The following is a 20,015-nucleotide window of genomic DNA, read 5'->3' as shown; positions in this document are numbered from 1 at the left end:
AGTCCCAGGCCGGGTAGGTGGGGCGGCGATGGGGAATGAGGGTAACGAAAAGGAAACGGGCCGCCCCGTCCCGTATATGGTAGTGGAACGGTTTGAGGCAGGGGAGAGAGACACCGCGGCGGCTCGGAACATGGAGGGCGGTATGGCGGACGTGGTCATCAGGACGGCGGGTCTCACCAAGTTCTACGGCAAGAGCCGTGGCGTCATCGACGTGGACGTGGAGGTGCGCGCGGGCGAGGTCTTCGGCTTCCTCGGCCCCAACGGGGCCGGCAAGACCACCACCATACGCCTGTTGCTCGATTTCATCCGCCCAAGCGGAGGCAGCGCCAGCGTCTTCGGGCTGGACAGCCGCAGCGGCAGCGTGGCCATCCGCGGCCGCACCGGTTACCTCCCGGGCGAGCTGGCCCTCTACGAGAAGATGACCGGGGCCGACCTCGCACGCTTCTTCGCCAATCTGCGCGGCGGGGTGGACTGGTCCTACGTGGAGGAGCTAGCGCAGCGCCTGGACAGCGACCTGTCGGTGCCCATCCGCTCTCTCTCCCGCGGCAACAAGCAGAAGGTCGGACTGATCCAGGCACTGATGCACCGGCCGGAACTGCTCATCCTGGATGAGCCCACCGCCGGCCTCGACCCCCTGGTGCAGCAGGAGTTCTACCACATCATAGAGGCCTGCCGGGAGGAGGGGCGTACCGCCTTCGTCTCCTCCCACAACCTGCACGAGGTGGAGCGCCTGTGCGACCGCGTGGGCATCATCCGCGAAGGACGCCTCGTGGACGTGGAGCAGATATCCACCATCAAGCAGCGCGCCCTGCACCACCTCGAGATACATTTCGCCATGGCTCCGCCCCTGGATGACTTCTCCGGCATACCCGGCCTGCGTGACCTGCGTGCGGAGGGAGACACCCTCTACTGCACGGTGCAGGGGAGCATGGACTCACTGGTCAAGGCCATCGCCCGCTACGAGGTATCGAATATATTGAGCTATGAGACCCCCCTGGAGGACATCTTCCTCGCCTACTACGGGGAGGGTGATGAAGATGCTCAATAACGTCTTTCTCAAGGGCCTGCGCGACCGGCGCGTCTCCCTCATCTGGTGGGCCGTGGGCTTGACCCTCTTCGTGACCATGACCATCGCCGTCTACCCCTCGATGAGGGACAACCAGGGTATCCAGGAATACGCGGACACCTCGGCCGACCTGATGACGGCCATCGCGGGTTCCGCCGACATCTCTTCACCCGTCGGCTACCTCAACAGCCAGCTCTTCTTCATCATGCTCCCGATCATCCTCTCCATCCTGGCCATCTCCATGGGGAGCGATGCCCTGGCGGGAGAGGAAGGGCGGGGGACTATGGACCTGCTCCTCTCGGCGCCGCTGCCCCGCCGCCGCCTGGTATTGGAGAAGTTCGCGACCATGGTGCTGGCGGTAACACTGGAGGCGGTGGTCCTCTATGCGGGGATGGCCCTGCTGGCGCTGGCCGTCGATATGGGAATCGACTACCTGAACATGGCTGCGGCGACCTTCAGCCTGGTCCTGCTGGCCCTGGCGTTCGGTACCTTCGCGCTCGTGCTGGGAGCGGCCAGCGGCAGCAAGGGCCTTGCCATCGGCATCGCCGCCGCCCTCGGGCTGGGGACCATGGTCCTCAACTCCCTGGGGCTGATCGTCGCGGCACTGGAGCCCTGGCGAAAGATCTCACCCATCTACTATTACAACGCCAACAATCCCCTGGCCAACGGCCTGGACTGGTTACACGTACTGGTGCTCGCCGTCATCACGGCGGTCCTGCTGGCGACCAGCCTGCTCTTCTTCGAGCGCCGCGACATAAACGTCTAGGGGGCCAGGTCTTGTTTTTTGGATACCGGGGTATCTTCAGAGAAATGCGTCCAAAACCCGCCTATTATGCTGCAAGTTTACATAGTATCCCATATTTTGGAATCCAACAAACAAGACCTGACCCCCTAAATGGATAAGGGGGTACAAGATGCGAAGGCTGACTCACGGTGGAGGCGGGCTGCTTCTCCCGTTCCTGCTGGCGGTTCTCCTCGCGCTCACCGCGTCTTCCTGTGGGCGGGGGGCGGATGGCGCAAAGCCGTTCGGCCCCGAGACGGTGGATGAGATCGATGCGGTCGTGGCCGGCCTGATGGAGAGGAGCGGCGCCCCCGGAGCGTTGGTAGGCATATGGATGGAGGACGGGACCGTGCTGGTCAAGGCCTATGGGCTGGCGGACACGGCGACGGAGGAGGCCATGCGGGAGGACCTGAGCTTCCGCATCGGCAGCATCACCAAGACCTTCACCGGCAACGTCGTCCTGCAACTGGTGGACGAGGGAGAGCTGTCCCTCGACGACCCCGTCTCGAAGTTCGTGGGCGGCATCCCGGACGGGGAGACCATCACCGTGCGCATGCTCCTCAACCACTCCTCGGGCATCTTCAACTACGGGCTGGACACGGGGTTGAACGAGACCATCGTGGCGGACCCCCACAAGGTCTGGACCCCCCGGGAGCTGGTGGACGTGGGCATATCCAGCCCTCCCTATTTCCCGCCGGGTGAGGGCTGCATGTATTCCAACACCAACTATATCCTGCTGGGGATGATCGTGGAGGAGGTGACAGGCCGTAGTTTCGAGGAGGAGCTGGCGGACCGCATCACCGGCCCCCTCGGCCTGGACGGCACCTACATGGCAGAGGGACCCGGACTGGGCGGCGATCACGCGCACGGCTACCAGGTGGACGTGGAAGGCGGGGAGAGTTACGACCTCACCGACTACCTCGACCCCTCGATATCCTGGACGGCCGGCGGCATGGTATCCACCCTCGAGGACCTGCGCGTCTGGGGCCGGGCCCTGGCCGAAGGGCAGCTGCTGTCGCCGGGACTCAGGGAGGAGATGACCTCCGGCATGCTCGAGATGCCCGGAATAGCCGAGTTCTTCGGCCACGGTATGCTCTACGGCCTGGCTGTCATCGACTTCGGCGGGTGGCTGGGACACGGCGGCATGCAGCCGGGTTACACGTCCGCCGTCTACTTTTTACCGCAGAAGGAAGCGACCGTCGTGACCATGGTCAACATCTCGGACGCCGACGAACAGGGTACGCGCCTGTTCATGCAGGTGACCGAGGTCGTCTTTCCGGGGGAGACGCCCTGGTAGGGCGGCTTTCTAATCGACGTCAACCGCGCTGCCGCAGCTACGGCAGCGCTTGGCGCCGCGGAAGAGGGCATAGCCGCACTCGGGGCAGTGGTAGCGCTCCTCCTCCGCTCCCACCCAGGCCTCGGTCCCCAGTTCCCTCCAGGCGGGGATTGCGCGCATGATCACCTTCTTGCCCACGGGGAGGGGGAAGGCGTCGATGGTCTCGCAAGGCCAGTCGTCGCACTGGTGGCAGCCCTCTATTCCTTTGCCGGCGCAGCAGTCGCGGATGGGGCAGACCTGGCAATAGAAGAAGAGGTCGTCCGAGAGACAGCCGCCGCAGCGTATATCGTCCGGCGAGCTAACGCCATAAACCGAGACCAGCTTCTCCTTGAACTTCTCGTTGCCGCCCGCGTGGGCGATGCGCACCGCGCACACGCCGCAGTACAGCCCGCAGGGGGCCAGCAGCTCCCTCTCAACCGTCATCCTCGCCCACCCCTTTCCCCTCGCTCTCAAGGCCTAGTTCCTCCAGGCGGGGGGCGAGGAACTGGGCCATCTCCGGCTGCCTGGCGATGGTCTCCCTTATCGTCTTCACCGGGTCCAGGGAGATGTAGAACCCGGCGTCGCTGACGTCGTCGGGGTCAAAGGACTGCTTCACCTCGCGCAGGCGGTGGTGGTAGCCGCCGATGATGGGGCCGAAGAGCTCGGCCCCGATGTTGCCCAGGGCGAAGCCCAGGCCCGGTCCCAGGTTGTGGCCGACCGTGGCCATGAAGGTACCGGCCAGGTACTCGGTGGCGCTGGCCATCATGGCGGGGTCGCGCGGGTCGTAGAGGTAGAGCTCCTCCTGGTGGCCGAAGCAGGTACTGCCCTCGTAGATGCCCCCCCAGGCGTTGTCGGCCAGGTCGTCGATGAGCTTTCCCTGGTCGATGAAGCTCTGTTTCAGCTCCGCCGCTATCTTCGCCTGCAAAACTGGGTGGTCCCAGGCCTCCAGCGCCCCGAAAGAGGTGCCGAAACTGCCTCCCCGCCGGAAGATGAGGGGCGGGAGGGACGCCCGGACAAACCCCCACCACATGGCGGCATGCATGGAGGGCATGGCACGGAGGTCGAGGCATATCCCCCCGGTCTCCGCCACGGCCTGTTTCAGTACCTTCTCCTGGTAGTCGAACTCCTCGCGGGAGTACGCGTTGATGAGAAAGACGAACATGTGCTGCTGCGTGAGCAGGGCCGCTTTCATGGCGGGATACGCCACTATCCTGCCCATGAGCCGGGGCACCATGGTGGAGAGAAAAGCGCCGACGGCGACCTTGCAGTGCATGTACCCGACCTCGGCGTTGCCCAGCCGGTACGCCGCCTCACTATAGGACTCGAAGGATGGAAAGGCACAGATGAACATGGCACCGGTGCCTGGGACCTCGGTGAAGGAGTCCAGCAGGGTGCCCTTAACCGCGGGCTCCGGTGGCCCGGGCCACGGGAAGAGCTTGATCGCGCAGGCGGTGAAGACGCCCAGGCCGCCGCAGTTGCCGATATATCCCCTGGCGATGCCGCGCAGGCTTGGCCCCGGGCCGTCGCCGCAGGACCACGCGAGATCGGACCCCACCGTCCCTATCCGCAACAGCTCGCCGTCGGGGAGCACCCACTCGGTGGCCAGCAGGGTGCGGGCGCTGTAGGAGGTGGTCAGTCCCGACCACCCGTAGCCGCACAGCGAGGTGGCGCTGGCCAGGGGCGAGGTGCCGGAGCCGGCCCCGATTATATGGCAGTTGAGCCCCAGCTTCATCGCCTCGGCCTGCAGCTGCGCGCCGATGGCGTAGGGCTCCACCACCGCGTACATGTTCTTCTCGTCTATCTCGAGGATGCGGTCCATGCGGCGCAGGTCCAGCTGGACCACGTCCTTGCCGCCGACCATGTTCCAGACGCCCCAACCCGTGCACATGGCCTTGAACTGCAGGCCGTGCCTGCCGCAGATGCGCACCACCTCCTGCACCTCGGCGGTGCTGCCGGGAAGCGCGACGGCGGCGGGGCGGTTGGGGGTCCAGCCGCTGGTCTCGCCCACCACCTCGGTGAAGGCCTGCCAGGCGTAGGTGTCGAGCACGGCGGGCTCGCGCGAGACGTTCTCGGGGCCGAGGGCCTCCTCGAGTTCCTGATAAGCGCCTTCCGAGATCATGTGTTTCCCCCCGTGTCGAGCGTACCCGGCTGCAAGACAATTATATAACTACGGGAGATCGCTTGCTTTCCGGCCCCGTTGGAAGTCGCTCGAGAACGGCAAGGAAGTCAGTCCGACCGCCCGTTGGTTTGGACCGGAGCGCCTGCGCCCCGCCTACCCGTTGTCTCGGCCGCCTTGTCCCACCACTGCCAGAGGCCGAACCAGCTCATCCACTGGCCCGGGGTCTCGCGGATGGGCCTCTCGCCGGCCTTGACCACTTCGGCCATGATCGTCTCGAGGTCGCTGGCGCGGTCGCCGCTGAGTTCGTACTCCAGAGGCTCGTAGATCCTCATGCGGTGCCCGAACACCCCGTCCCCGCGCTGCAGGGAGAAGGGCACGATGGCGGCGCCGGTATTGAGGGCGAAGTGCGCGGCGCCGCTGGCCATGGCGGCGGGCTTGCCCATGAAGTCCACGATAAAACCGCCGTCCACGTCGAAATTGAGGGAGACCTTTCCTCCCCGGGACAGGTGTTCCTCGATGCGCTTCACCGTGTCCTCCCCCGCGAAGATAACGGGGTTGTGCATGGGATCGTACCCCAGGGAACTGCCGTATTCCGCCATGGTCCTGACGTAACGCGGTACGGGTGAACTGTCGGGGTTGTACATCACGGGCGCGTACGGCTTTCCCAACCGCATCATCACCGCCAGCCGCAGCGTGAAGGCCCCCAGGTGAGAACCGAGCAGCAGCACTCCCTTGCCGCGGGATTCCGCCCGCTCGAGGTTGTCCATGCCCTCGACCCGCAGCGCCCGCATGAAGTCCTCCTCGTTGGTGCCGAAGAGGAATAGGTCGTAGATGGGGCGCAGGGCCGAGGAGCAGACCTCCCTGCCGATGCGCTCCAGTTCACGCTGGTCCGTTATCTCCGGCAGGGCGGCGGACAGTTTAGCCAGGAGGCGGCGCTTCATCCCCGGCCGGGCGTGGAAGAGCATGGCGCCCAGGGCGGAAAAGACCGCGTCAATCACTCGGGGTGGCAGGTAGCGGAAGAGGAGGCCGGTGAAGCGGAATACGCAAAGCAGAAAGAACTCAGCGGCACGGAAGAAAAAGTCGGACCTTACTGTTGTATCCCCGTCCATGCTGCCCCCCACGGCAGATCTTGAAACGATGTAAGGGTATGGTCGCCGGCACCGGCACCCCCTCTTGTTTGCGGAATTTATTTTAAAACGGATTTCCACTCGAGGTCGAATATTTTGGCGACCGATGTTCGTTATGCCATTTGAAACAGGTATGCAAGGGCGTTTTTACAGGCACGGGACGCGCGGTTAGAGGTGGGCGAGATAAAAAGGCGGTGGCTTGATAGAATCGAGTCATAAAGGATCAACCTGGGAGGTCTGCTATGGCGGATTTGAAGGCCGATGTGGTGATCGTAGGTGCGGGGACCTCCGGGACCTACCTGGCGTGGAGGCTGGCCGAGGCGGGATACAGCTGCCTGGTCCTGGAGAGGGACAGGCTGGAGGACCTGGGGAAGAGCATCGGACCTTTCCACATGGAGGAGGAGGCCTTCGAGAGGTTCGGTATCCCGCTGCCACAGGGGGATGAGTTGCTGCACCGCCTGGAGACCCTTACCATGTGGTCGCCCAACCAGAGCGTGAGCGTTGCGGCCCCCCTGGTCACCCTGGACATGGACAAGCCCCTCTTCATGCGCCGCCTCCATTCCTATGCCCGGGAAGCGGGAGCGGAGATCGTGGAGGGAGTCGAGGCAGACGGCCTCTTGTCGGAGCGGGGCTTTCCCTGCGGCCTCACTTGCACGGGAGAAGAAGGAAGGTTCGAGGCGCGGGGGCGCCTGCTCGTGGACGCCTCCGGCATCGGCGGGGCGCTGCGCACCCTGGTGCCCGCGAGCCCCTGGTTCGAGAGTGACCCCATCTCGGACATGGATACCCTCATCGTGTATATGGAGTCGTGGAAAGACCTGCGGGGGGACATCGGCCCCGACATCAACTCCTATCTCCATTTCCAGGGGTGGTACGCGCCCAGCTACGGGGACGAGAAGATCGTGGGGGTGGGCATGCCGGCCAGCCCCGAGGGGGCCCGGGCAAGGCAGCGGGCCTTCGCGGCGACCCTTCCTTTCACGGGCGAGGTGGCGACGGCTACCGGGGGGAGGGTGCCCTACCGCCGCCCCCCGTATTCGCTCGTGGACAACGGGCTGATGGTGGTGGGCGACGCGGCCTTCATGAACAAACCCTTCAACGGAGAGGGCGTGGCCTCCGCCTTCACCGCCTGCGCCATCGCGGCCGAGGTGGCCGCGGAGGCCCTGGCCCGCGACGACCTCACCCGGGAAGCCCTGTGGCCCTGCAACGTAAGGTATTTCCGCGGCCAGGGGGCCAAGTTCGCCTTTCTCACCGCGGTCATGCCGGCGGTGGTGTCCCTGTCGGAGGAGGAGATCGATTTCCTCTTCACCGTTCCCGGCATCATCACCCCGGAGGGGACACGGGCCCTCAACCTGGAATACGAGGTAAAGTCCGACCCCGCCGCGGGCATGCGGTCCCTACCCGCCTTGCTCAAGGGCATCGCCACGGCAAAGCTGCGCCCGGCCTCCATCACCTCCATGGTTAAAGCAGGCCTTAACGCCATCGCGATCGGGAAGTTCTACGAGCGTTATCCGGAGCACCCCTCCGGGTTCGGCGAATGGAGGGACAGGGTAGAGCCCTATTGGGCCAGGGCCGACCGGGCCAGGCGTGCATTCTTCGAAAAACTGCTGAGGCAGTGGGCTTGAGGGCTGGGTATAACGAGGGAGGAGTGGAAGATGGCCGGGTATGACGAGGGAGGAGCGGAAGATGGCCGCCGATAACGTCAAGATGACCGCCTACTGCGGGCTGTACTGCGGGGACTGCGCTTTCAACACCGGGACCATCCCCGACCTGGCGCGGGACCTGCGCAAGGAACTGCGCCGGGTCAGGTTTGACAAGATCGCCGAGGTCATCCCCTTCTTCGACGCGGAGAAGTACCGGGAGACCTACGAGTACCTCGGCAATATGGTCAAGCTGAGGTGTAAGGGCTGCAAGGTGAGCAGCCGCTCCCGGTTCTGCCATATCGCCCAGTGCGCTTCCAAAAAGGGTTACGAGGGATGCTGGGAATGCGGAGATTTCGCGGCCTGCTCCAAGCTGGATTTCCTGGTTCCCGTCCACGGCGACGCCCACGTCAAGAACCTGAGGAAGATAAGGAAGGTGGGCGTGGACGAGTGGGTCGCGGGCGGGCCACTGAACTACAGCGCGCCCAGGAAGATCAAGGTGGAGAAGGGCGGCTGAACCCGGGTCTCGAGCCCCGCTTCAACCGCCTCCTCCGCCTGCCCGTTTAGACGGCGGGCATCAGGCGGCCTGGATCACGGGAACCCCCTGCCGCACTGTGAGCAGAAGACGGCGCCGTCCTCGCGCGGCGCTCCGCAGTGTTTGCAGAAGCGTACGGCCGGGGGCTCCTGGGGCGCGGGCACCCCTTCCCACGCGATATCGGAGGCAGGACGGTAGAGGAACTCGGGGGGCTCCCCGGGCTCCTGGCCCGTATCCGTCACGCGATACCAGTTGCCGTTATGCGGGGAGATATACCAGCAGGCACCCCCGGAGTCGCAATAGACCAGCCTGGAGAGCTCTTTCACATAGCGGTCCACATCCAACTCGCCGGCCAGCCACAGCTCGGTTAAATAGTTGAACCTCTGGCGTATGACCACGATGGAATCCCTGATGGCCAGGGTCTCACCGGTGATGCCCCCGCCTGGTCCTCCACCTTCCGCCCGCCTTTCTACGGCGCCCTCGCTCATGCCCGCTCATCCTCCTTCTCAGTGGACTTTCTCCTGTACTCGAAGACCGCCTCCTTGAGCCTGAGGTCTCTTCTCAGGGCCAGGTACTCCAGGTATTCCTTGGCGGCTTCGTCCGCCTGTCCCAGGACCTCGCCGCCGATGCCCCCGGCACCGTGGTCCTGGACCCCGCTCTCGAGGCGGCCTCGCAGCGCCTCCTCCACACCTGCCCTTCCCGCGGCGGCATCGAGCTTGGCCATGCTGCGCTCCGTCTGGGAGAGAGCCTGCCTTGTCTCGGACAGCTCGCGGTCGACGTGCGTTTCGGGGACCTCCAGCATCTCGAGGCTCTGGGCGAAGACCGGCGCTGCCTGGCGGTCCCGCTGCGGCGGCTCCTCGTCCGCGGAGATCCTGGAAGCGATGCGGTCGAGGAGAGCGCGGGTCCCGCTCCCGATGGCCACCGCCTCCACGCCGCCCATCTTCACGAGACCGGACCGGCCGGTGCCGTCTCCGGTGTTTCCGCGCTCTCCCGCCTCCGCGCCCTCGAGCGATCTTTTTACGGCATCATCCATATATGCGGCGGCCTTGCCGGCCTTCGCCTCGTCCCACCCCCGAATCCCCGCCGGGCCTTCCGGCCCCTGTGCTGGCGGTACGCCTGCCGGCGGTGGCGCGGGAGATGGCGGCAAGGAAAGGCCCGGGTAGGATGCGTCCGCCCGCTCCGCGCCGCCCGTCGCCGATGCTGGCACAGTAGGAGCCACCGGAAAAGCGGGGGCCGCACTGCCCCGGGGGCCTGCCTGGTTCAGGATCAGGGCGATGCCCAGCCCGATGAGGCCGGGGAGCAGGATCCCCACGGCCGCCTGGGTCCAGGTGCAAGGTTCCGGCAGCGAGCCCATGTCCTTTGCAGGCCCCGGCGGCTGCTCGGGTTCGCAGGGAGGTATATAACCGTACCCGCCGCGGGAGGTCTCTGCATCGCCGCCGGCCGGCTCGGCACGGCAGGTCTCACCGCAGGAGAAGACGATGGCCAGGATCACGGCCAGCAGGCAGAGAAACAGAAGGCCCCAGGCCGTGATGGCCGCCGCCGTACGCGCTGGTATCTTCACGCCATCACCCCACCACCGCCTGGGCCGCGGCACAGAACAGCAGCCACGCCAGGGAAAACGAGAACGCACCCAGGATAGGCACGATGAAACGCGAGGTGCGGTTGTCGCTGAGCTTCACGATCTCCAGTCCGGCCAGGGTGCCGGCGGTCATGATCCCGGCCTGGGTGAAGACCAGGGCGATGCTCCAGTCCAGGAGGACCTCTCCCGCGAGGGCGAGGACGGCAAAAGGGAGAAGCATCACGAAGCTGCGGGCGTAGAGATCGAGGACGGAGCGGTAATCGCAGGTCGCGCGCAGGCGGGGATTGGTGGCATAGGACAGGGCGGCAAGACCGCAAACCAGCAGACATGCGAGCGCCATGCCCAGCAGGGTGAAGACGGCGACGAAGCCCGCCGCGGTATCGATGGACCGCCCGCTCAGTAAAGAGAGGGCCGTGAAGGAGAGCAGGTACGCCGCGGGATACAGCAACCTCGTGAGTCCCGCGCTGCCGGTCATCCGTGAAGTCGTCTCCATGACGTCACCTCAGATTGCGAGAATGGCCCAGCCGAAGAGCAGCAGCCCACCACAGACCGTCGCCAGCAATACGCTGAGCCCAAGCCTTCCGCCCAGTATCTCTCGGCCCGTGGACATCAGGGGGCTCATGGACCACAGCAGCCCCGTCACCCCGAAGGTGGCCGCGGTGTTCCAGCCGAATGCCGCGTTGAAGAAGAGGCCGCAGGCGGCATAGATGAGGCTGGGCGTATATCCAATCCCGAAGGCCCGCAGCGTCCATCCCAGGGAGCAGTCGCTCCCCAACGCCCGCGCGGCGGCCCAGGCGGCCGCCGCCACCAGGGCGATACCGGCCAGGCCGTAGAGGGTGCCCAGGAAGGTTAAGCCGACCACGCCCGCGGAGCTCCTCACGCCGGCGCGGTGCATGTCCAGGCCGGCCTGCAGGAACAGGAGCGTGAAGGCCAGGGCGGGTATGCAGAGGGAGAACGCGGCGGGCACGCCGGCGAGCATCTCTCCCACTACCCCGCCGGGGTCGAGCATGACCTGGAATGCCGCCTTCGTCGAACTCCAGGTTTTCGCTGCGGTCAGTTCCATATCGTTTCCTCGGGTCTGCCGGCGCCGGACACGAAGGGCCGGTCCGTGGATTCAAAGGCAACGGTGGCGAGGAACCTCTCCCGCGGGGTCATCTCCATGGGCGCACCTCCTGACGACTGCAGTGCCTGGATTATATCCCATGCGGACCGGCGGCGGTATGCGAAGGGGAGCTTTTCCAGTCCCGCATGGCCTGAACTGCATGGCAAGGCGGCCGGCTCGAGGTGCTATAATACTGACGTTATGTCAGATTCGGAAGGGGAGGTCTCATGAGGGTAGAGCCGGTGATCGATGAGTGGTCGGGTCCGGGGGAGAAGGACGGCACCATCGTCCCCGTCACCGCCAGGGAGAACGCCGTCAACCGCGAGGCCAGCAGGAGCAAGTTCTACGGCGAGTGGTGGTATTTCGACGCGCGCCTGGAGGACGGCCACGTGGTGGTGGGTTTCCTGCAGGCCTCGGAGCTGATGACGCGCAAGCCGGGGATAGAGATACATGTTTACAGGCCGTCGGGGGAGAAGCTCTCGGTGGTCAAGAAGTTCGACGCCGCGGAGTTGCGCGCCTCGGAGGAGAAGTGCGACGTGTGGGTGGGCAAGAACCACTGCTGGGTGGACTGGCCGGAAGAGGGCGACCTGCCGACGCACCATCTATATATATCCGAGGACGGCATGGAGCTGGACCTGACCTTCGTGAGCGAGGTGCCGGGCTGGAAGCCTGGCAAGGGAAAGACCAGGTACGGCGACCGCGGCTACTTCAGCTGGGTGGTCCCCATCCCCCGGGCCAGGGTGGAGGGTACGGTCAAGTTCGCGGGCCAGACCCTGCAGGCGAAGGGCATCGGGTACCACGACCACAACGTGATCACCACCGACGCCAGGCGCATCATCTCCTGGTGGTACTGGGGCCGCCTCTACACCGACGATTTCACCCTGCTCTACGCATACGTGCGCACCCAGAAGCGCTTCGGCAACGTGGCCTCCAAGCCCCTCATGCTGGCCCTGAAGGACAAGGTCATCGTCTCCTCGGGCGAGATGGAGCTCAGGGAGGACAAGGCCACCTTCAACGCCGTCGCCAACCGCACCTATCCCGCCGTGCTGGAGATGGAGATACCCGGCCAGGTGTACCTGCGCTTCGACGTGAAGAGGATCATCGACGCCAACGACCTGCTCAAGGAGATGAACCCCATCATCATGAACGCGGCCGTGCGCTGGCTGGTCAACAGGTTCATGCGCCCGGGCTGGTTCCGCTTCGAGTCGGACTTCACCCTGCGCGTGCAGCACGAGGGCCGCAGCTTCGAGGAGACCGGCACCACCCTGCACGAGATGGTCGCGCTGCAGTAGAGGCTCCCAGGCATCGGGCCGTGGCGCAGCGCGCCCGGGCACATCGCGGACCGCCCGCCCCCGCAGCGGGCGGTTTTCCGTCCGGGTTCCCGGGACGCCGGAATTATTCCTCCTGAATATATATTGACAAATTGTGAATATTAAACTATATTGCATATTGTCAGGATGTAAGCAAACCGGAAGGAGGAGGCGATGGGCAAACAGAGAGCCGGGAAACCGGGCCCCAGGGAGGACGGGGCCACCGCGTCCGAGAGGCGCCAGATGCCGAGGCGCTTCCTTCTCCCCAGCATCATGCTGCTCCTGGCCGAGGAGCCGTCTCACGGCTACGCGCTGGTGCAAAAGCTGGTGGCGATGGGCGCGGCCGAGAAACGCCTGCCCCTCGCCGTGGTCTACCGGGAGCTGCTCCACCTGGAGAGCAGGAGGATGGCGGGGTTCGATTTCGCCAAACCGGAGGGGAGGGGTCCCGCCCGCAAGGTCTATCACCTGACGGAAAAGGGCAGGAAGGAGCTCTCCTCCTGGGCGGTGAGCATGCAGGAGGTAAGGAACTTCATCGATGCTTTCCAGGTGAGATACACAGCAGTGGAGAAGGGGGTGAGGTCCTGACGTCGAACGGCTGCAGGCGCGCGCTTTTTCGATAGGGTTGAAGCTGAAAAAGAACGACAAGAGACAAGCAGAGGCGAAACTGGGAGGTTGTAAGAATGTTAGAGAGACTGATGGTCAGCGAGAAGGAAGTGGAGGCGGGGGATTTCCCGCCAGAGGTAGTGCGTTACGTCGAGGCGGGGCCGGTGGGGGATTTCATCGCCCTCATCTCCAGCCTGACGGCGGGGATACTCTGCTTCGCGGATTTCTTCAACGGCTGGGCGGGATACCAGACCGTCTATGGGGTGTTGATGCTCGTGGCGTCCGCGGGCATCGCCGCCTTTTCGGCCTATCTGCTCACGGCCCGTTTCACCCTGCGCAGGGTGCCGGGCCTGAGGTCGCCGGCCTGGGCATACTTTCTGGGCGGCACCTGCCTGGTGGTCCTCAACATCATGGCGCTGGTCTTCGGGTGGCAGGGCGCGGCCCCGAGCGCCGCGTTCTTCTTCACCTTCATGAGCGGTGTGATGATGTTCATCGCCGGCATGGTCTCCTACTGAAGACACCGGAGACGCGAAGTTTCAGGGGCGGTCCCCGACCGGACCGCCCCCTATCTTGCCCGGCACTCCCTTCATCCGCAGACCTCCATGGCCAGATCGTAGAGGAACCCGACGCCGTCCTTCACGTCCTGCACCGGTATGCGCTCGTCCACGCCGTGGATGCGCGCCAGGTCCATGAGCCCGAGGCGGGCGGGGATGATGCCGTAGCAGGGCACGCCCCGCGCGCGGAAGAACCGGGAATCCGAGAGCCCCGAGAGCATGAAGGGGCTGGATAAGGCGTCCGGGTATCTGGAGAGGACGGTCTTTTCGATGGCCTCCATATAGGGGCCGTCCAGGGGAGAGGCCGGTGCCCTTTCCATGTCCATGAACACGTCGACCTCCATCTCCGGGTCGTCCAGCGCCTCGCGGATAAAGGCCAGGAACTCGTCCCCCTCCGTCTCAGGCAGGAGGCGGCAGTCCAGGAAAGCCTCCGCCTCGTCGGGGATGACGTTTATCTTCACCCCGGAGTTGAGCATGTTCAGGCTCACGGTGTCCCTGATCACGGCGCTGAGGGCGGGTATGGCGGCCAGGTTGTTCTCCTCGATCAGCCGCTCCAGGGTCCGGAGGTCGCCGTCCTCCCGGTAGGGCGCCAGTATCTCCCAATGCCCGGCCAGGCGCGAGAAGAAGGCCTGCATGGTGGGGTTGATGCTCATGGGGCGCTTGCCGTCGAGGAGCCTGGCCAGGGCGGGGACCATGCGGTCCAGGGCCCCCTGGCCGGTGGGCATGGAGCCGTGGCCACCGATCCCCTGCCGTTTCAGTCGCAGCCAGTAACCGTACTTCTCGGCGTTGGCGATCATGAAGAAGGGCCTGCCCGCGACCAGGTCGGTGGTGGCGTAGCCGCCCTCATTAATGACCAGGTCCGCCTCCAGGTCCTGCGGGTACTTCTCCAGCAGCATCTTCACGCCGGAGTAGCCGCCCGCCTCCTCGTCGGCGGCCGCCAGGAAGACCAGGTCGCGCTGGAGCTCCACCCCCTGCCGCGCGACGGCCACCAGCGCCATGAGCTCCATCACGCCCATGCCCTTCATGTCCAAGGCCCCCCGTCCCCAGACGAATCCGTCGGCGATCTCGCCCGAGAAGGGATGGACCTGCCAAGCCTCGGGATTGGCGGGCACCACGTCTATGTGGCTGAGGAAGATGAGGGGTTTCCCCTCCCCGCTTCCCGTGATCCTCGCCAGGACGGAAGAACGCCCGCTGGCGCTCTCGTAGAGCTTGAAGTCAATGCCCTCCCGCTTGAGGATGCCCGCGAGGAACTCCGCCCCTGGCCCCTCGTTTCCCGGCGGGTTGGTGGTGTCGATGCGCAGGTACTCGCTGAGGATATCTACGGCCTCGTCTCCCAGTCTGTCCCAGTCCATCTCTCATCCTCCATAGTCTAGGGTGTCAGTCTTGGATTTTGGATACTCCGGCATCTATCCGCAAAACGCTTGAAATCACCCTACTTGACCTGGCAATTCAGAAGGGTACCAGTAATTGGCATACAAAATCCAAGACCTGACCCCCTACTCCCTGAGCCGGAAGATCAGGGTGCAGGACTCCGCGCCCTCGGTGAGGTTGCGCTCGCAGACCGTCTCGTAACGCTCGGGGTTGTATCCCCGCATGATGGCCGCGTCTATCTCCTGGCAGAAGTACTTGCCGTACTCCGAGAGGCCCCATTCCTTGAGCGCTGCCGCCAGGGGACAATAGGTGACCTCCACGCGCATCTGCCCTTCCTCCAGGCTGGGGGCCATCTGGTGGAAGCCGGTGTCTAGGTCGGAGCAGACGGTGAAGGAAGCGAAGTCCAGCTCGCGTCCCTCGGACCTGACTCTCTCCGCCAGCCTCCGCCCACGCTCCTCTCCGTAATTCCTCACCGCCGCGACGATCGCCTCCCGCCCCTCATCGCCGAAACGCTCTATCACCTCCCGGGCGATACTGCCAAGGAGTTTTCCCTGCATCTCCAGGGGCTTGTCGATGTATTGCTCTTTCTTCTCGGCCCGCTCGGCCAGGGCGGGCCCCAGCACCTCCAGGTCGAAGTCCTTCCTCTCGTCCGGCACCGTTACCACCTCGCTTCGTTAATGGGGCCAGGTCTTGGATTATGGATACCATATTATGGAAGACAATCCAAAGCACCATTATATCATGGTCATATTTATCCATTTTATATAGATACCGGAGTATCCAAGATCCAAGACCTGACCCCTATGTACCCTCGCACCAGAGGTCGCGGATGCTTGGCGGCGTATTCCACGTAGGCTTCGATGATGCGCTGATCGCCCAGGCAGAAGCCCTCCCGTACCAGGTCGGAGAAGAACCGCCCGGGAGAGTCGCGGCCGTCCCCCGGGAGGCTCATCGCGATGGCGCTCCTGCCGTCCAGGTTGTAGTCCGCTCCCGCCATCTGCGAGGCGCCGCAGCGGCCCATCCTTCCCTTGCTCGCGGTGAGCACGTCCAGCCCGGCCCGAGCGGCATTGATTGCTGCTGGCCCTCCCACGCCCTCGCTCCCCACCACCAGCACGTCGCAGGTGATATCCATGTCATGGAGTTCCGCAGACATGACCCCCCGTATATCCTCGCTCTGCTCACTGTCCCATGGTATTTAGGTTATCCACAAACCGCCCAGCGCAAACCCCGTGCCGCAGGTCCTGGCCAGGCCAGCCATCAGGCCGCAACCAGTTGGTATAATGTATGTATGCGGGGGCTTCCGGGCCGGGGAAAGTGAACCGGGAGGTGCATGCCAGTTGATCTCCAAGAAGGAAAGGCTCGAGGGATTCGATGCCGATCTCCTGCGGCGGGAAAAGGTCGATCACAAGAAGAACCTCGCGATAATGGACGCCATGTGGAAGGAAGCGGTTACACTCAAGGCATTTCCTCCTGCGGATCCCCTGGAAGGGATCGATATCGATATCAGGATCGCGAAGGTAATCAACAGTGTTTGAAGAGCTTCTCGAGAAGACCGCTCTGGAACTCGATTCCAAGGGAATCCCCTATATGGTCATCGGAGGTCAGGCGGTGCTGCTGTACGGTGAGCCGAGGTTGACGAGGGATATCGATATCACCCTGGGAGTCGGGGTCGAGCAGGCCGAGGAGATCATAGCGATGGCTCGAGACATTGGATTGGAGCCCCTTCCATCGGACGTGATCGGACTGATAATGGAGGCGATGGTCCTGCCGACCATCGATGAGCCTTCCGGCATCAGGGTGGACTTCATCTTCTCGCAATCATCCTACGAACGGGCGGCGATAGGACGCGTCAGGCGGGTCAGGATAGGAAAGACAGAGGTCTGTTTCACGTCACTCGAGGATCTGATCATCCATAAGGTCGTGGCCGGAAGGCCCCGCGACATCGAGGACCTGAAGGCGGTCATAGCCAAGAACCCCGAATACGACAGGGATTACATCTCGAAGTGGCTGGAGGAATTCGACTCGGCTCTGGATACGGAATTCCGCAAAGCCTTCGACGCGTTGGACGGCTGAGAGCTTGTTGGGCAGCGCAAGTAGGGGGTTAGACCGAACGGGTCCAAACACTTAGTGAAATCCCGCGCGGCATGTGTAAAATAGAGATGCTTTGTGCTGTTAACCACGAGTGGATTCCGCGAGGGAAAGGAGCAACTCATCATGGCAGAGGTAAGGTTCGACGACAGGGTGGCGGTGGTCACCGGAGCGGGCGGAGGACTGGGGAAGGCCTATGCCCTGCTGCTCGCCAGCCGGGGCGCCAAGGTCGTCGTCAACGACCTGGGCGGCTCGTTCGACGGCGTGGGCGCCGATACCCGCGCGGCCCAGCTGGTGGTGGATGAGATCAAGGCCGCGGGCGGGGAGGCGACCCCCAACTACAACAGCGTATCCGACTGGGACAGCGCCCAGGCCATCATCCAGACGGCCATCGACACCTACGGCAAGATCGATATCCTCATCAACAACGCCGGTATCCTCAGGGACAAGAGCCTGCTCAAGATGTCCATCGAGGACTACGAGCTGGTGATGGCGGTGCATATGGACGGCACGTTCTTCTGCACCAAGGCGGCTTTCCCTTACATGCGCGAGGCTGCCTACGGCCGCATCATCTCCACCGCCTCCGGCACCGGGGTCTACGGCAACTTCGGCCAGGCCAACTACGGGGCCGCCAAGCTGGGTATCGTCGGGTTCACCAACTGCATCAAGCAGGAGGGCGCCAAGTACAACATCCTGGCCAACGTCATCGTCCCCCAGGCGGGCACCCGCATGACGGCGACGGTACTGCCCCCGAACATCATCGAGAAACTGAAGCCGGAGTACGTGGCCCCCATCGTGTGCTGGTGCGCCTCGGACCACTGCAACGTCAGCGGCATGTACTTCATGGCCGGGGCGGGTTACTTCAGCCGCTCGGCCATCATCGAGGGGCCCGGCGTCTTCCTCAACCCGGACGCGGAGATCACCATCGAGGACGTCGAGGCGAACATCGACAAGATCATGAGCCTCGAGGGCGGGAGGGGATACGGATCGGTGACCGAGCAGACCGGTTACGTGCTCTCCAACCTCAAGTTCGACTGACCCGCAACAGCAGTAATACTTGCAGATACGGGGCTTGCGCGGGTTGATACCGGCCCCGCCGGCCCCGAGCGGTTTCATGCCCGGATGGCGGCAGAGGCTTATCCGGCTGCTCCACATCGCCGCAACGCGATGAAGACGATACGGACTCCAGCCCTTATGCGTCCGTGATTATTTACGCTTCTTCGCGGCGGCGAGGGCTTCGATCTCCTTGATGCGGTACCTCACGATCTTCTTCACCAGTGCGGCGGGGAGGGGTTTTCCCGGCTGGAAGTGGATGGTCCCTTTGGTGGTGGTGAACGGGGCGAGTTCGTCCTCGAAAGCCTCGGTCACGGTGCCGCTCATGGGGAAGAGGCTGTAATGCTCCCTGAAGGCGGCGAATCCCACCAGGTTCTTCCCGTTGAGCTTGAACGCGGGCATGTCCCAGGCGATGGCCTCCTCCGCCTGCGGCGCGGCCTTCGCGATCACCGCGCGTAGCTCTTCCAGGGCGTCCCGCATCTCCGGCGTCACCCCCTTGAGGTATGCGTCGATGCTCGCCGGCTTCCTGTTCGCCATATCAACCTCCTCCCACCCTGATGCCTCACCTTCGTCCCTTACACCCAAAACAAGAGAGGCGGTTGGCCGCCTCTTCCCGGTCGCTCGTCACACCCTCGGTTCAACCCAGCTGATGAAGGTATTCGGCGATGCCGTAGCCGACCCGGTCGCCCCAGCGGTACTCTGTCAGCGCCTCGTTGACCAGGGTGGTGTGCTCCCCTGACGGCAGGAGTATGGGGATGACGCAGAGGACGTCCCCGGTGACCTCGATAACCTGTCCTCCCGTGTCCTCGAGGTGGATGGCGAGGCCGTGCTGGGTCACGCCGTCCTCCTCGAAACGCGTCTCCAGGGCGGCCCTGCGCACGGGGTAGTTGGCGCCACCCCTGGCCACGAAACCGTTGAAGATGTCCACGCTGGCGATGGCCACGCGGCTGAGGTTGAAGGCCAGTTCCTCGCCGAACTGGCAGGTGAGCCAGGTCCACAGGCGCGGCGCGGCCCAGTCCCGCACTCCCCAGGAGTGGTCGCGGTGGCCGCTGCCCTGGAGCTGTATCTCGCGGTTGCCGATGCGGATGGACCCCCTGGCGCGCATCACCTGCTCGTAGTGCTCGCTGGAGACCTTCGACACCTTGCGCAGGTCGGAGAGGCGCGTGCGCGCCTTCACCAGCATCTCCGCAAGGGCCCGCGGGTCGGAGTCCTTGAAGTCGAAGCAGGGGGAAGCGCCCTCGACCTCGAGGTCGACCTCCACCTTCTGGGTCAGGAGTGACTCCGGCTTCAGCTCGGGGAGTTTGCGGGCGTTGTCGATGTCCATCATCTCTCCCTGGAATGCGAGGCGCCACTTCCGCAGAGGTTCGAGGCGCCGGTAAGAGAGGCCGCCAAAGCGCAACTCGTCCCCCTCGCATACGGCCCTTCCGGTCTGGAGCGCGGCCAGGATACGGCTGCCTCCGGCATAGAGCATGATGGCGCCCACGTCGCTGTCCTGGTTGGGAAGGATGCCGATCCTGGTCCAGCCGCCCAGCTGCCGCTTGGGATCGGTGAAGTTGAAGTAGAAGCTCTCGTTCCAGTCGTGGTCCGCGGTGGGATCGTGCAGGTATTCCACTCCGGGTTGCAGTGGGACGCCGATGCCCTTCGACCGCTTGAGCAGAGCGTAGGATGCGCTCAAAGCATGGACCTTCAGCTTGCTGCCGAATCCCCCCTCCCGCGCCGCGGAAGCTTCCATGAGAATCCCCTTTGAGGAGTCGTTTCCCGGCAGGTTCTCCGGGAAG

23 protein-coding genes are annotated in these 20,015 nt (G+C 64.3%); 11 read left to right on the top strand and 12 right to left on the bottom strand.

Features of this window, described 5'->3' with window-relative positions:
- Positions 1–142: 142 nt before the first annotated feature.
- From AB1384_08525 to AB1384_08515, 3 genes are all read left to right on the top strand, one after another.
- A complete protein-coding gene (locus tag AB1384_08525; protein ID MEW6554314.1) occupies positions 143–1,048 on the top strand; it encodes an ABC transporter ATP-binding protein in 906 nt (301 codons plus the stop codon).
- On the top strand, positions 1,032–1,832 hold the full coding sequence (locus tag AB1384_08520; GenBank protein MEW6554313.1) for an ABC transporter permease subunit: 801 nt from the start codon (positions 1,032–1,034) through the stop codon (positions 1,830–1,832). The genes AB1384_08525 and AB1384_08520 overlap by 17 nt, the downstream gene beginning before the upstream one ends.
- A gap of 148 nt (positions 1,833–1,980) precedes the next feature.
- The gene (locus tag AB1384_08515) at positions 1,981–3,144 is read left to right on the top strand and encodes a serine hydrolase domain-containing protein (protein MEW6554312.1); all 1,164 of its coding nucleotides are present in this window, start codon (positions 1,981–1,983) and stop codon (positions 3,142–3,144) included.
- 9 nt (positions 3,145–3,153) lie between these two features.
- Here the strand turns inward: AB1384_08515 and AB1384_08510 are convergent, their stop codons facing one another.
- The 3 genes from AB1384_08510 to AB1384_08500 all read right to left on the bottom strand — a co-directional run bounded on the left by AB1384_08510 (position 3,154) and on the right by AB1384_08500 (position 6,390).
- Positions 3,154–3,606 (bottom strand): DUF3795 domain-containing protein, encoded by a 453-nt coding sequence (locus AB1384_08510; protein ID MEW6554311.1) that lies wholly within the window; start codon positions 3,604–3,606, stop codon positions 3,154–3,156.
- Positions 3,596–5,281: an FAD-binding oxidoreductase gene (locus AB1384_08505; GenBank protein MEW6554310.1), complete on the bottom strand. Its 1,686-nt coding sequence runs from the start codon at positions 5,279–5,281 to the stop codon at positions 3,596–3,598. Before AB1384_08505 ends, AB1384_08510 begins: the two co-directional genes overlap by 11 nt.
- Before the next feature lie 107 nt (positions 5,282–5,388).
- On the bottom strand, positions 5,389–6,390 hold the full coding sequence (locus AB1384_08500; protein MEW6554309.1) for a lysophospholipid acyltransferase family protein: 1,002 nt from the start codon (positions 6,388–6,390) through the stop codon (positions 5,389–5,391).
- 260 nt (positions 6,391–6,650) lie between these two features.
- Between AB1384_08500 and AB1384_08495 the strand changes: the two genes are divergently transcribed.
- The gene (locus tag AB1384_08495; GenBank protein MEW6554308.1) at positions 6,651–8,027 is read left to right on the top strand and encodes an NAD(P)/FAD-dependent oxidoreductase; all 1,377 of its coding nucleotides are present in this window, start codon (positions 6,651–6,653) and stop codon (positions 8,025–8,027) included.
- Positions 8,028–8,088: 61 nt separating this feature from the next.
- Positions 8,089–8,559, top strand: a complete 471-nt coding sequence (locus AB1384_08490; protein MEW6554307.1) for a DUF3795 domain-containing protein — start codon at positions 8,089–8,091, stop codon at positions 8,557–8,559.
- A 74-nt stretch (positions 8,560–8,633) separates the two neighbouring features.
- On the opposite strand, the gene AB1384_08485 is transcribed toward AB1384_08490, so the two are convergent.
- From AB1384_08485 to AB1384_08470, 4 genes are read right to left on the bottom strand one after another with little or no spacing between them, the layout of a single operon-like run.
- Positions 8,634–9,065 (bottom strand): zinc ribbon domain-containing protein, encoded by a 432-nt coding sequence (locus tag AB1384_08485; GenBank protein ID MEW6554306.1) that lies wholly within the window; start codon positions 9,063–9,065, stop codon positions 8,634–8,636.
- Positions 9,062–10,138: a hypothetical protein gene (locus AB1384_08480; GenBank protein ID MEW6554305.1), complete on the bottom strand. Its 1,077-nt coding sequence runs from the start codon at positions 10,136–10,138 to the stop codon at positions 9,062–9,064. The genes AB1384_08485 and AB1384_08480 overlap by 4 nt, the downstream gene beginning before the upstream one ends.
- 4 nt (positions 10,139–10,142) lie before the next feature.
- Entirely contained in the window at positions 10,143–10,649 is a 507-nt protein-coding gene (locus AB1384_08475) for a hypothetical protein (GenBank protein ID MEW6554304.1), read from the bottom strand.
- A 9-nt stretch (positions 10,650–10,658) separates the two neighbouring features.
- A complete protein-coding gene (locus AB1384_08470; protein MEW6554303.1) occupies positions 10,659–11,219 on the bottom strand; it encodes a hypothetical protein in 561 nt (186 codons plus the stop codon).
- Between the two features lie 266 nt (positions 11,220–11,485).
- Between AB1384_08470 and AB1384_08465 the strand changes: the two genes are divergently transcribed.
- From AB1384_08465 to AB1384_08455, 3 genes are all read left to right on the top strand, one after another.
- Positions 11,486–12,550 (top strand): lipocalin-like domain-containing protein, encoded by a 1,065-nt coding sequence (locus AB1384_08465; protein MEW6554302.1) that lies wholly within the window; start codon positions 11,486–11,488, stop codon positions 12,548–12,550.
- Positions 12,551–12,742: 192 nt separating this feature from the next.
- Complete coding sequence (locus AB1384_08460; GenBank protein ID MEW6554301.1) at positions 12,743–13,153, top strand: helix-turn-helix transcriptional regulator; 411 nt, start codon at positions 12,743–12,745, stop codon at positions 13,151–13,153.
- Positions 13,154–13,248: 95 nt separating this feature from the next.
- Complete coding sequence (locus tag AB1384_08455) at positions 13,249–13,686, top strand: hypothetical protein (GenBank protein ID MEW6554300.1); 438 nt, start codon at positions 13,249–13,251, stop codon at positions 13,684–13,686.
- Positions 13,687–13,757: 71 nt separating this feature from the next.
- Here the strand turns inward: AB1384_08455 and AB1384_08450 are convergent, their stop codons facing one another.
- The 3 genes from AB1384_08450 to AB1384_08440 all read right to left on the bottom strand — a co-directional run bounded on the left by AB1384_08450 (position 13,758) and on the right by AB1384_08440 (position 16,249).
- Complete coding sequence (locus AB1384_08450; GenBank protein ID MEW6554299.1) at positions 13,758–15,077, bottom strand: M20/M25/M40 family metallo-hydrolase; 1,320 nt, start codon at positions 15,075–15,077, stop codon at positions 13,758–13,760.
- Between the two features lie 144 nt (positions 15,078–15,221).
- Entirely contained in the window at positions 15,222–15,752 is a 531-nt protein-coding gene (locus AB1384_08445) for an L-2-amino-thiazoline-4-carboxylic acid hydrolase (protein MEW6554298.1), read from the bottom strand.
- Positions 15,753–15,856: 104 nt separating this feature from the next.
- Positions 15,857–16,249 carry an FAD-binding protein gene (locus tag AB1384_08440; GenBank protein MEW6554297.1) on the bottom strand — a complete coding sequence of 131 codons (393 nt, stop codon included), beginning with the start codon at positions 16,247–16,249 and terminating at the stop codon, positions 15,857–15,859.
- Between the two features lie 184 nt (positions 16,250–16,433).
- On the opposite strand from AB1384_08440, the gene AB1384_08435 reads away from it, so the two are divergent.
- The 3 genes from AB1384_08435 to AB1384_08425 all read left to right on the top strand — a co-directional run bounded on the left by AB1384_08435 (position 16,434) and on the right by AB1384_08425 (position 18,222).
- A complete protein-coding gene (locus AB1384_08435; protein ID MEW6554296.1) occupies positions 16,434–16,631 on the top strand; it encodes a hypothetical protein in 198 nt (65 codons plus the stop codon).
- Positions 16,624–17,169 (top strand): nucleotidyl transferase AbiEii/AbiGii toxin family protein, encoded by a 546-nt coding sequence (locus AB1384_08430; protein MEW6554295.1) that lies wholly within the window; start codon positions 16,624–16,626, stop codon positions 17,167–17,169. The genes AB1384_08435 and AB1384_08430 overlap by 8 nt, the downstream gene beginning before the upstream one ends.
- Before the next feature lie 141 nt (positions 17,170–17,310).
- On the top strand, positions 17,311–18,222 hold the full coding sequence (locus AB1384_08425; GenBank protein MEW6554294.1) for an SDR family oxidoreductase: 912 nt from the start codon (positions 17,311–17,313) through the stop codon (positions 18,220–18,222).
- 168 nt (positions 18,223–18,390) lie between these two features.
- Here the strand turns inward: AB1384_08425 and AB1384_08420 are convergent, their stop codons facing one another.
- Both AB1384_08420 and AB1384_08415 read right to left on the bottom strand, forming a co-directional pair.
- The gene (locus tag AB1384_08420; GenBank protein ID MEW6554293.1) at positions 18,391–18,774 is read right to left on the bottom strand and encodes a DUF1801 domain-containing protein; all 384 of its coding nucleotides are present in this window, start codon (positions 18,772–18,774) and stop codon (positions 18,391–18,393) included.
- Positions 18,775–18,874: 100 nt separating this feature from the next.
- Complete coding sequence (locus tag AB1384_08415; GenBank protein MEW6554292.1) at positions 18,875–19,969, bottom strand: hypothetical protein; 1,095 nt, start codon at positions 19,967–19,969, stop codon at positions 18,875–18,877.
- Positions 19,970–20,015: the final 46 nt, after the last annotated feature.

The organism is Actinomycetota bacterium (assembly GCA_040757835.1).
In the GTDB taxonomy this organism is placed as follows: Bacteria; Actinomycetota; Geothermincolia; order Geothermincolales; family RBG-13-55-18; genus SURF-21.
This window is presented reverse-complemented; position numbering and strand designations above follow the sequence as displayed.